This window comes from Ruegeria halocynthiae (assembly GCF_900106805.1).
In the GTDB taxonomy this organism is placed as follows: Bacteria; Pseudomonadota; Alphaproteobacteria; order Rhodobacterales; family Rhodobacteraceae; genus Ruegeria; species Ruegeria halocynthiae.
Genome location: NZ_FNNP01000016.1, coordinates 24520 through 35921, shown reverse-complemented (window position 1 = coordinate 35921; position 11402 = coordinate 24520). Strand labels below are relative to the sequence as shown.

The 11402-nt window shown below is 54.1% G+C and carries 11 protein-coding genes and 3 pseudogenes; 3 read left to right on the top strand and 11 right to left on the bottom strand.

The window, feature by feature from the left end; genetic code table 11:
* Together BLU89_RS21660 and BLU89_RS21200 are read left to right on the top strand one after the other, a co-directional pair.
* Positions 1 to 220, top strand: a pseudogene (locus tag BLU89_RS21660) (hypothetical protein); the annotation flags it as partial.
* A gap of 205 nt (positions 221 to 425) precedes the next feature.
* A pseudogene (locus BLU89_RS21200) lies at positions 426 to 1181 on the top strand (IS5 family transposase).
* Here the strand turns inward: BLU89_RS21200 and BLU89_RS20405 are convergent.
* From BLU89_RS20405 to BLU89_RS20370, 7 genes and pseudogenes are all read right to left on the bottom strand, one after another.
* Positions 1176 to 1511 carry an AMP-binding protein gene (locus BLU89_RS20405; RefSeq protein WP_074739472.1) on the bottom strand — a complete coding sequence of 112 codons (336 nt, stop codon included), beginning with the start codon at positions 1509 to 1511 and terminating at the stop codon, positions 1176 to 1178. The pseudogene BLU89_RS21200 and the gene BLU89_RS20405 overlap by 6 nt on opposite strands.
* 401 nt (positions 1512 to 1912) lie before the next feature.
* Positions 1913 to 2545, bottom strand: a pseudogene (locus BLU89_RS20395) (tyrosine-type recombinase/integrase).
* A 304-nt stretch (positions 2546 to 2849) separates the two neighbouring features.
* The gene (locus BLU89_RS20390; protein ID WP_074739468.1) at positions 2850 to 3863 is read right to left on the bottom strand and encodes an alpha/beta fold hydrolase; all 1014 of its coding nucleotides are present in this window, start codon (positions 3861 to 3863) and stop codon (positions 2850 to 2852) included.
* A gap of 19 nt (positions 3864 to 3882) precedes the next feature.
* Positions 3883 to 5322: a glutamine synthetase family protein gene (locus BLU89_RS20385; protein ID WP_074739466.1), complete on the bottom strand. Its 1440-nt coding sequence runs from the start codon at positions 5320 to 5322 to the stop codon at positions 3883 to 3885.
* A gap of 103 nt (positions 5323 to 5425) precedes the next feature.
* Positions 5426 to 5824 (bottom strand): cupin domain-containing protein, encoded by a 399-nt coding sequence (locus BLU89_RS20380; protein ID WP_074739464.1) that lies wholly within the window; start codon positions 5822 to 5824, stop codon positions 5426 to 5428.
* A gap of 4 nt (positions 5825 to 5828) precedes the next feature.
* Entirely contained in the window at positions 5829 to 6263 is a 435-nt protein-coding gene (gloA, locus tag BLU89_RS20375) for a lactoylglutathione lyase (protein WP_074739462.1), read from the bottom strand.
* Positions 6264 to 6282: 19 nt separating this feature from the next.
* On the bottom strand, positions 6283 to 7374 hold the full coding sequence (locus BLU89_RS20370) for an aromatic ring-hydroxylating oxygenase subunit alpha (RefSeq protein WP_074739460.1): 1092 nt from the start codon (positions 7372 to 7374) through the stop codon (positions 6283 to 6285).
* A gap of 458 nt (positions 7375 to 7832) precedes the next feature.
* Between BLU89_RS20370 and BLU89_RS20365 the strand changes: the two genes are divergently transcribed.
* A complete protein-coding gene (locus BLU89_RS20365; RefSeq protein ID WP_074739458.1) occupies positions 7833 to 8342 on the top strand; it encodes an Lrp/AsnC family transcriptional regulator in 510 nt (169 codons plus the stop codon).
* A 345-nt stretch (positions 8343 to 8687) separates the two neighbouring features.
* Here BLU89_RS20365 and BLU89_RS20360 read toward each other — a convergent pair whose 3' ends face one another.
* The 4 genes from BLU89_RS20360 to BLU89_RS21190 all read right to left on the bottom strand — a co-directional run bounded on the left by BLU89_RS20360 (position 8688) and on the right by BLU89_RS21190 (position 11359).
* Complete coding sequence (locus tag BLU89_RS20360; RefSeq protein ID WP_074739478.1) at positions 8688 to 9635, bottom strand: DMT family transporter; 948 nt, start codon at positions 9633 to 9635, stop codon at positions 8688 to 8690.
* A 223-nt stretch (positions 9636 to 9858) separates the two neighbouring features.
* The gene (locus tag BLU89_RS22040) at positions 9859 to 10227 is read right to left on the bottom strand and encodes a hypothetical protein (protein WP_074739457.1); all 369 of its coding nucleotides are present in this window, start codon (positions 10225 to 10227) and stop codon (positions 9859 to 9861) included.
* 17 nt (positions 10228 to 10244) lie between these two features.
* On the bottom strand, positions 10245 to 10688 hold the full coding sequence (locus BLU89_RS21655) for a hypothetical protein (RefSeq protein WP_074739456.1): 444 nt from the start codon (positions 10686 to 10688) through the stop codon (positions 10245 to 10247).
* Positions 10685 to 11359 (bottom strand): DUF1348 family protein, encoded by a 675-nt coding sequence (locus tag BLU89_RS21190; protein ID WP_218129439.1) that lies wholly within the window; start codon positions 11357 to 11359, stop codon positions 10685 to 10687. Before BLU89_RS21190 ends, BLU89_RS21655 begins: the two co-directional genes overlap by 4 nt.
* Positions 11360 to 11402: the final 43 nt, after the last annotated feature.

Here is an 11402-nt window from a genome sequence, read left to right as displayed (position 1 = left end):
GCGCAAACAGGCCGGACACACGTCTGCTTCTGACCAGTGCGAAATTACTTTCAAAAATGTCTTGCTATGCAGGAGCTATCCACACAGGCCGTTCGTCGAGCGCGTGAAATCTAAGGTCACTCGAATTGACAAGCAGCGCAACAAACCAGTCGTTTCCGACCAAATCTGCCGTGACGGCTTTCGCTGGGAGATGCAACCGGTCACCTCGAATCTAGATTAGATTCGCCTTTTTGACTAACCTGTTGTTTGAGCTAGGGAGGTTTGGCATTGGAACGACGCCTCACGGCGATTGTTGCTGCAGACGTAGTGGTCTACAGCCGCCTCATTCGGGAGAATGAAGCAGTCACTTTGGCGTCCATTAGGGTCAGGACCCATTGATTTTCGGGTAGCGGCGTGTTTCACGGCTCGAAAACCGTGCGGTGAAAATGTCTGATCTTTTTTGGTTAAGTGACGCCCAGATGGCGCGTCTGAAGCCCTTCTTTCCCAAGTCCCATGGCTAACCACGCGTTGATGATAGGCGCGTTCTGAGTGGAATTATCTTCATCAACCGCAATGGGTTGCGATGGCGGGATGCGCCCAGGGAGTACGGGCCGCACAAGACCCTGTACAACCGCTGGAAGCGGTGGAGCGACAAAGGCATCTTTGCCCAGATGATGGTCGGCCTGGCCGCTGAGCATGGCGAAGAGTAGACGGCCATGATCGACGCCACTTATCTGAAAGCCCACCGCACAGCGTCCAGTTTGGCCGTAAAAAAGGGGGCGCGGTCGCCTGATCGGTAGAACCAAAGGCGGCATGAATACCAAGTTGCACGCCATCTGTGATTGCAAAGGGCGACCTTTGAACCTCTTTGTTACCGCCGGGCAGATTAGTGATTACATCGGGGCAAAGGCACTTTTGAGCAGCCTGCCCAATGTCGAATGGCTGCTCGGAGACCGAGGTTACGACGCCGATTGGTTCAGAGAAGCCCTGAAAGACAAAGGGATACGCGCTGTATCCCTGGTCGGAAGCAACGCAAGGCCACCGTCAAATACGACAAACGCCGCTACAAGCGGCGCAATCGGATCGAAATTATGTTCGGCAGGCTCAAGGATTGGCGGCGTGTGGCAACCCGCTATGACAGGTGCCCAAAGGTCTTCCTCTCAACCATCGCTCTCGCCGCCACTGTCATATTCTGGCTATGAAGCAAGAACGAGGCCTGACCCTAGCATCGTCACCAGAAGTTCCGACACCCGCGGCAGCAGACAGGCAACGCGGTCGCCCGGCCCTACACCTTGTGCCTTGAGCATATTGGCAAAACAGGCGGATTGTTCCTTTAGATATTCGTACGAGACCGATCGCAACTCGCCATCCGACCCAATCCAGTTGAGGGCCGCGCGACCGCTGCTGACGTGGCGATCACAACACTCGATACAGGCATTCACACCATCCGAAAAACTGCCTTCGAAAGTAGTATCAATTTTCGCCAAATCGAAATCATCGCGTACAGCAGCATAGGTTTGCTTCGTTGTCATGTTTCCCCCCTGAAGGTATCGCCGCCACACATCAAAACGCAGCGATCCAGCATTTGGTTTGCATTTGGGAGGTGCAGCTTGACTGCGTCTGCCCTGCGTTCACAACCACGCACGGTCCTGACTGCCGCATATTCAAGCATATTTATGTCGCGCGAGATATAGCAGTGGCCAAATTTTACGGCGGAGGTCTCGACCCCTGATGAAACGAATAACCATTTTGGGTGGGAGCAGACCTTTAACCTGCCCGCAGCGAAAGAGCCCTTTGTCCTGCAGACTGCAAATTCGACCTCAGCCAGATTTTGCGTACGCAGCGAAATTCCGGTTTGGAGAAGCTGCATTGCAGCGTGGTCACAGTCGATGAATGTCTCTTAAAGGCCGCCCTTGAAGGCGACCCAACTGCACTATATTTCAATGGCTTCGGCGATGGCCAACGCATCCTCGAGTTCAACGCCCAGGTACCTGACCGTACTGTCCATCTTGGTGTGGCCGAGAAGGAGCTGAACGGCTCAAAGATTTCCTGTCTTCTTGTAGATTTGAGTGACCTTGGTTCTTCTCATTGAATGGGTTCCGTAGGCGGTCGCCTCAAGGCCGATTGACGTGACCCAGTCACGAACAATCCGTGCATATTGGCGTGTCGAGATATGTAGCCGTTCGTGGAAACGACCCGGCCATAGGTACTCGGAGCCGACCATCAACTCGTCTTCCATCCACTTTTCGACAGAGGCTCGTGTGCCCTCTGAAATCTCGAAGCGCACAGGCTTCTGCGTTTTGCTCTGAAGAACCGATGCCCGTTCTTTGATTTGGCCGGACGCCATGACATCGACGACTTTCATCTTCACCAGGTCACAGCCGCGCAATTTACTGTCGATGGCCATGTTGAATAGCGCGAGGTCGCGATGGTTCTCGGCCAGTTCAAGTCGCACCCGGATTGCCCAGACATGCTTTGGTTTCAATGGTCGCTTCTGACCGACGATGCGACCCTTGTTCCATGCAGGGCGAAGTGCGCGAATTGCTGGTAAGTTTGGTGTTTCCATGACTGATCCTCCGATCCGCCATGCCCTCCCAAAACGACAACCCGACGTTGACCGGAGCATCCTATCAAAACGTGTTGCGCTTGCTCCAAGGACTGTTCGAGCCCACTTTGACCGACGCTGCGCAATTCAAGAGCAGAAGCAATGCGCAGTAATGCAGACTTGGCAACATAGAATGAATTACCCCGAGCGTAATTATACCTAAACCACCATGTTTGCGGTTCTGTTGCCGAATTGCTGCCCTTCACTTGAAGGAATGTACCAGTCGCTAATGAATGAGTACAATCTCTCTTTTATTTACAAGGTCTTATTCTTCTAAGAGCTCGCGGATATTAACGTCCAACTGTGCCGCAAAGCCTTTGTCGTAACCAGGGTTGGCGGCGCAATGACCCCATGGCGAGTCGTAAGGACGGAAGATGGCGCTAGGCATGTGGTGGGCCTCAATTTCATTGTCTTCAGGAGGGAAATAGAGATCCTGAGTGCAGGGCATCAGGATGGCACGCGCCTTGATGGCACCCAGCGCCAGTTTGTAATCCCCATTGTAAAGCGGCCCGGCAGAGATGTCGCCAGCCTGCCAGGTGGCAAGCTTGGCCAGTAGATTGTTGGCATCCCAGCCCTGTACATGGTCCTGCTCCCAATCTTGCATCAGCTCTTCAATGGATTGGAATCCGAGCTGCTCATAAAGCCCCTCGCGGTAAAAGGTCTGAGAGAAAGCCCAGCCTGCGTAAACCCGACCGAAGGCCTTGAGCCCGGCCTCGGGCGGGCAGTCATAATTGCCGCTGTTCCAATTCTGATCCGCGCAAAGGGCAGCCTTGACCCCTTCGAGGAAGACGAAATTATGCGGTGAGGTTTTGGCCGATGCGCAGAAGGGCAGGATCGCCTGCACCATATCGGGGTATTGCGCCGCCCATTGGTAGGATTGACAGCCCGCCATTGACCATCCAGCGACCAAGGCGATTTTTTTGATCCCCAAATGATCGTGGATCAACCGGTGCTGGGCGGCGATGTTGTCCCACATTTGCATCAGAGGAAAGCGCGGACCATCCTGTGGCACAGGCGTGTTCGACGGCGACGACGAACGACCATTGCCAAACAGGTTCGGGCTGATGATGAAATGACGTGCCGGGTCAATGGCGCGATCCGGACCAAAAAAACCTTCGTTCCGGGTATTTGTGCCCGTGTAAAAGGTGGGCAGGACGATGACGTTGTCACCTGCCGCCGACAAGGTGCCGTAGGTCCGATAGGCAAGCTTGGCGTCCTTTAACGTGCCACCCGACAAGAGCGGAAGGTCGCCCAACTCGAATATCTCAAATTCCGGCATCCTCTGGTCCTTCCCGGTTTCAGTAAAGCCGAAGGTATTCCTGGACTTCCCAATCGGTGACCGATTGGTGATAGCGCTCCCACTCATCGTTTTTGTACTCGAGATAAGATTTTCGCATCACGGGGCCCATAACATGTTCCGCCATATCGTCCCTGCGCAAAGCCTCGATCGCATTGAACAGAGTACGCGGCAATCGGCGGATGCCCAGCTCGGCAAGCTCACTTTCGGTTTTTGAGTACAGATCAAAATCCGTTGGTTTGCCTGGGTCGATCTTGTGTTTGATCCCCTTCACACTACAGCTCAGATGCATCGCCATCGCCAGATAGACATTCATGGTCATGTCGCAGGCACGATTTTCGATGCAGTGGCGGCTTTGTGGCAGGCGGAACTGTGCGGATCGGTTGTTAAAGCCATACGTAATATTGGTCGGGGCCCAGGTGACGGTTCCACCTTCAAATCCACCGACACGTGGTACCAAGCCGTTATAGGAATTCACCGTTGGGCAAGTGATGGCGGTGATCGCTTCTGCGTGCTGCATCAATCCACCAACGGCCCAACGGCTTTCGTCGCTCCAGTCGCCATCGGGCGTTTCAAAGATGTTCTCTCCTGGACGGCTTTCATGCTGCATCGACATGTTGATATGCGCACCTGATCGCCAGTCGCCCACGGTCGGTTTTGGCATAAAGGTTACGAACATCCCGTGCTTTTTGGCGACCTCTTTTAGGGTAATACGCAGGAATGCCAGCCGGTCAGACATCTCCAGCAAGTTAGTATAGTGAAAATCGAGCTCAAACTGGGAATATGCTCCCTCGGCCACCACGTCATGCAAGTTCCAGCCCAAACCCTCGATGATGTCGATCAGGGTTTTCAGGAACGGCATCGAGTCGATGGAGTATTCCACATCATAGCCAAAGGCCTGTCGACGCGGGCGAAACCCGTCTGCCGGGTCGTCGTCAAAGGCTTTCACGGGCTGCCCTGCGTCGTCGTACTTCATGACGATGAATTCGGGCTCGACCCCGGCATAACCGGTGTACCCTTCCAGCGCGGCCTCGTGCATGGCACGTTTCAGGGCTTGGCGCGGGCAGACATTGTAGGGGGCATCTTCCCAGTAGAGATCCGAGAATATGATCGCCATCGATGTGTCCCAAGGACAGATGTAGACGGCGTCGAGATCCGGCACCACCACCTGATCGCTGTCCGCAGGGCTAAGTTCGGGCACGTAAGAAATCGAATGCACTGCGAATTGTGGGCCTTTCCCAAGGCACAGCGGTTCAAAATCGCTCATCGGGACGGGTTTGGTTTTTGGGATTCCGTGCAGGTCGATCCAGGCGGCCATCACATATTTGACACTGGCCTCTTCCAAACGTTGCTGTACTTCTGCGATACGAGGGCGGTTCCGTTCGACTGCGTCGTGGAATGTCTCGTAATAGATGCGGGCGTTGGCATTGTCCTTGGGCATTCGGCGTCCTCCCATCGAATGGCAATCGGATATCGTTCACCAAAGGCGACCCCTCGGTGTTAGTGCTGGTTTCGTTTGCTGTGTCACTCCGCGAAAAAGGCGTTCAGCCGGGGACAAAATCGTCAGGGTCTATGCCCGGAACCTGCGTGATCCCGGCAAGCTGTTTCCAGTTATGAGGATAAGCGGCATAGAAGATCACGCATTTGCCATCCGACTCGTAAGAAATGTGGTTGTCCTTGGGGACAAACAGCACGTCGCCACGATTGCAGACATAGCTTTCGCCATCGCAAACCAACCGGAAAGTACCTTCAAGGCAATAGATAATCTCATCACAAGTCAGATCCCACGGCACTTTGATGTTGTTGAGAACGTTGATGCCGCCACACATGGACTTGCTGAATTCGCTGGTAACCATCGGTTTGATGTAGGTGTCGCTGTCACCCATCGAATCGTAGCGGTTTTGAACCAGATCGAATTTGAATAGTTGAGGTGTATCACCCATTTGGTCAGCCTTCCCGTGCCATGTGTTTCAGTATGGATTCGTTCAATTCGACCTTGTAACCGTCGGGGTCCTCGCAAAATGCGATGACCCTCGTGCCGTTTTTCATTGGCCCCGGTGGGCGGGTGATCTTGACCCCCCCCGCAGCCAGCTGCTCGCAAGCGGCATAAACATCCGGAGTTTCGATGCAGATATGGCCCCAGCCATCGCCTTTTTCATAGGGCGTGTCCTGATCCCAATTGGCGGTCAGCTCTAGCGTGGGAAACTCTGCCTCAGGCCCATAACCGATAAAGGTGTTGGTGAATTTGCCTTCGGGATAGTCCGTGCGCCGCAACACTTCCATGCCCAGAATTCCGCAATAGAAGTCCAGCGACTTCTCCATATCTGTGACCCGCATCATCGTATGGGCCAGACGAAACTCTTTGGAAATGGATGTGTTCATTGGTCTTGTTCCTTCTTTCTTAAGCCCCGGCCACGTCGCGCTCTATCAGATCCTGAAAGGCGCGCACGCTGTCCTCCCAGGCGGGTGACAGCAGGCCCCCATCCTGGGCAACCGGGGATTTGCGGCCCTCAAACATGCGTTCCACCATCTCGTGGTCTTCCTTGTGGACATCCCACCAGAGATTTCTGAGGGCCTCTATTTCCTCAGCGCTCAGTTTCTGACCCTCGGTGGTATAAAGCGCGCGATATTGGCACATCTTACCGGGACCGACGGGCACGTTCAGATAGACACCCAGCTGATCAGGAAAGTAACGGCCCAGAATGAAGTTGGGATAAAGCGTCAGATACCGTGAGCTGACCCCCAGACTGCCGGAAGTGCCTAATTCTTCATTCAGGTCCACCGCGCTACCGATGCAGGTGCCATCTGTGATGGTATAGTGTTTCTCTAATGGCTGATCTGTTGTTGAAGCATGTACAAACTGGACATGGTAGGGCTCGATAAAGTTCTCCATGATAAGCTTCCAGTTGGTGTCGATCTCACCGAAATTGAGAAGGCCAATTGGGTCCACCTTGGTGAAATCCATCCCCTCCAATCGACTGATCAAAGGCGCAGCATAGTCTTCGAAATCAGGCGCGTTCCCGTCCAGATTAACGAAAATCCAGTCATGCCAGACATGGGTGCGCACGGGCTTCAGCCGGTGCTTTTTGATATCAAAGCCATCGAACTCTTGCTTGCCGGTTCCTGCAAAATGCGGGGCAGCCCGCAGGTTGCCATCCAAATCATAAGCCCAGGCGTGATATGGACAGCGGATCAGCTTGCCGACATTCTTGGGCTTGTCGACCAAAGTCATGCAGCGATGCAGGCAAACGTTGTGGAACACCTGGATGTTGCCATTCTGGCCGCGCACTGTCAGCAGCGGCAGGTCGGCGCAGGTGACCGGATTTGCGTCGCCGGGATTGGCAATCTGATGGGCAAACCCGATGAAAACCCAGTTCTTTGCCAGAACCGTCCGGCATTCCCGCTGCCAGAACTCTTCGCTGCGATATGCCTCGGCGGTCAGCCCGTGCTGAGGCCCACCAGCGGCCTGCGTTGTTCCCTCGGCAATTATCATATGTCCTCCCTTCGACACTGCCACCTGCACTCCGTCAGACCACCGGCATACTCACGTTAATCACCCACTCTGCGGATAACCCGATTGCAGGCGCTATCCCGCCGCGCGGGCATGGAACTTATCATTGCGAATATCGTAGTAATGCGTCGACTATTTTTCGTTATTCGCTATTACGTGGAACTTTCAGGCAAGATTCGGAAATAATCTGGTCAAAAAACGGCACGGTGGTACGAAATTCGAATATTTTAACTGCAATGGTGGCGATATCCACAATTTCAGCTGGATATCGCAGTAAATTCGACAAAGATCCTGTGGAGCGGCACTCGGAAATCTGAGGGGCTGATATTGAAGAATGTCGTTTTTCGTACTTCATTGCAGGGAATTTGAGCCGGCTAATTGCGGATTTCGACGCCCTCATTTAGCCTTGGTTACGAATACAGCAATCGAGCAGAAAATAGATGGCAGTCAAAAAACAATCGAACTTGCGCGCTACTCAGAGCATTCGCTCACCAGGTGATGACCTTAACCAGCAAATCATCCGGCTTTTGCAGCAGGATGGTCGGATGGCCTTCTCTGAAATTGCGCAGCAGTTGGATGTGTCCGAAGGAACCATCCGCAACAGGGTGAGCGGTCTGCGAGACAACAACATGTTGCGGATCGTTGCGATGTCAGACCCGGTGGCCACAGAATACACAACCGACGCGATGATTGGGTTGAATGTGGCCGCAGGCGTAACCCCACGCCAGGTGGCGGAGCGGCTTGAAAAGAACCCAAGGGTTGTATTCATCCTATGGGTCGCGGGTCGTTACGACTTAATCATTGAACTGGTCAGCGACGATGGTGACGCATTGAAGGAGTTTCTAGAGCGTGAAATCCACGCGAGTGACGATATCGCCAATGCCGACGTCATGCCGGGGCTGAAAAACTTCAAGAATCAGTTCCTGCTAAAGCAGGATATGAAAGAGTGATGAGGAAGAAACCGATCGCAGAAGTTTATAGGGCGAAAGCGTTTCAATAGGGTTTTTGGGGAGATGTTCAGCGCCGATCTTAATGCCGTCCGACGGCACTCAGTCTTCCAAGCCGACCGATATTGTCCGACTATTTGCTTTGAATGTTGGCTCCTGCAGCGAATTACCGCTTCGGGATACGAGCGGTCTTTGAGCCAAGATAAACGGACGGCGGGTTTGTCCCGCAGAACGCTAGTTCCCCGACCCCTTCATTTCTCCATCGCAGCGAACGACCGCTATGCGGGCTGCGACCGCAGCATCTTGACCCGTTCGCCAACGGCGGGAATGGGCCGAGGGTGTGTAGCCTTAGATTGGAGGTACGGCGCGCTCGGTGACCAACTGTCTGGCTGTAACCCTTTCGCGATGTATCATATACAGCCCTGCGCTGATAATGATGGCAATGCCAAGTAGGCTAAGCGTGTTCGGGAAGTCATTGAAGACAAGATAGCCGAACAAGGTCGCTACCGGCAGCTCAAAATACTGCAGCGGTGCCAGCGTGACGGAAGGCGCAAAAGACAGCGCATAGGTCATCATCATGTGGCTCACCGTCGCGAAAAAGCCAGCGCCCAGAAGCCATAACAACGCGATGTCTGTCGGCCAAACGGGATCGAACAGATCAGAGCCGGAACCGTGCGCAACTATTAGAGCCGGAATGCAAAACAAGCTGGCGATCAGGCCGGTGTGAAATTGAAGGGTCACCGGGTGCACTCGACGCGACAATCCACGTGTCACAAGAATGTAGAAAGCGAATGCAACTGCCGCGCCAAGCGGAATAATGGCAACTGCGCCGAAAGCCGCGAAACTGGGTTGGATGACGAACAACACCCCGACAAATCCCACAAGCGCCGCGCCGACGCGACGCGGGCCGACATCTTCACCAAGATAAAATTTGCCGACCAACAAGACGATGAACGGTGCCACAAAAACGATTGCCAGCGCATCGGCAAGGGGCATCACCCGGATTGCGGCAATGAAGCAAAACGTTGCGAACACCAACAGCAAAGAGCGGAAAACCAGCACCATCACCTGATCTTTCGCCACGCGCAATGACAGTCCCATTATCCAGATGAACGGTGCCATCAACGCGCATTGCACCACAAACCGGGCAGCCGTAATCTGCCCAACTGGGACACTGGCCGATGCCAGTTTCGCAGCTACATCCAGCAAAGGAGCAGTCAGGCAAAATCCCAGCATCAGTGCAACACCGACAAGGATGCGATCTGTTGATTGAGGTATGGAATTAGCGGAGGTCATCGCATCATTTATCGATGTCGCCAAATGCGTGTCTGTTCTCAATGCGACGACAGGCAAAAATCCCGCAATCCGCGAGTTCGGGTGGGTTAGGACTTGCGCTCGCGGCGAATGTCTCCTCTGATGGGCGCGCCGCAGGACGTGGAGTATAGGTCAATGTCCGCAATGGGCCGGTGAAGACGGAGGGGCGCCGTCGGATAAGACTGAGTGTCCCGCTACCAGCCCCTCAGATCATTAGATGCGATTGGTGAGACGGCGCAGCTAGCATGTCCAAAGACATTAGGCCAGGAGGGGCTTTGATGACGTCGACAATCCGGTTCACCGTCGTTGAACAGGTAACAAAGCGTGTAGGCACGTTGTCATTCCGCATGTGCAAGTCGGGCTCGCCGTAGACCCGCCAGGTGTTGCTATCGGTTTCACCTTCTTGGTGAATGCGGCCTTCCATTCTGAACTCGAACAGAGGTTCTTCCACGGTAGTGGCTGTCGTCGTGTCTATGGTTCCGATCAGAGAGCCGACCGCGACCTCAGGTCCGTAGTCGTCGACATTCCATACAGAGTGTCCTTCGACCCCGTCTATCCTGTGCGATGCGCCCAAAAGAGTGGTTATCAGGTTCAGCCAGAAGACATCCTGTGCACCGGATGCCGTGAGCGTAACACCGTTGCCCTGGCCAACGCGTCAAGCTCCTGTGCCAGTACCGGCGCACTTGTCCAAGGGAAGACGGTTTCCTCCTCGATGGTGACAACATTCACTCCGTTCTTCAGGTACACCGCGAAATGCCGTTGCATGATCTCTAGGTAACTCCCGACGCAGACGATGGCGATGTCGGCGCCGCGGGCCAGAACTGCTTTTGCATCTGCCTCAACCTTGACACCGAGTGATGTTCCAGGGTCTGCAACATCCCCCAGATCTCGGCCAACCTTGCTTTCGCTGCGCCCGATCGCTCCGACGATATCTACGCCGCGTTCCACAAGAAACCTGGTGACGACCGAGCCTATCTCTCCCACACAGTAGACGATCGCCCGCACGGTCCCTGCCTCCTTGTCAGCGATTATCATTCGCCAGCAACCTGGCGTTCATAATCGGCGCTGTCATACCAGCCCAACGACTTGATCACATTTAGATCGTTGTCCAAATCCCATTCCTCCCAACCTGAGAACTTCACATGGCTGCCTGTGTCTTTGTGGTGGCCCTCAAAGGTCCATGCGTAGACCATATGGTGATCGGCAACTAAAACACTGTCGAGCTTGAGGGTGAGATCGGGAAAGTCGGCCATAAAACCCGCAGCCATTTCGGCGATTTCGGCTTGGCTTGTCATCGGGTCGCCGCGGTTCATACCCATGGTCGTGTTATTTGCGTAGCGGCTTGCCACGGCCCCTGGATTTCGTTCGGTCCAGGCGTCGCAATGCGCTTTCGCCATTCTGTGTGCAGTCTCAAAATCAGGTATCAAAATGTCCCCCAGAGAGCAGCAATTGCGTTTCAGCGAAGTTAGCGCATTGGGGCCAATTTCATCAAGGCGTCGGGAAATGCCACTGTGGTCACGCAAATACGAGAAGTTTGCAGGACCAAAGCACGTTTTCATCCCGGTTTGCCAGCGGTATTCGGGTTTAATCAGCGTCAGGTAGTCAGCGAATGTCGTGCCAAAGTACTCGTCTTCAATCTTGGTAGCTGCGACATCACCGGTCAAGTCAACATTCCCGCCGTCACAGTTGGCAGCGATTTCATTCAACGCGACTTCGAGCCCAGAAGTCGGACAATCTGTTGTGTTTGAT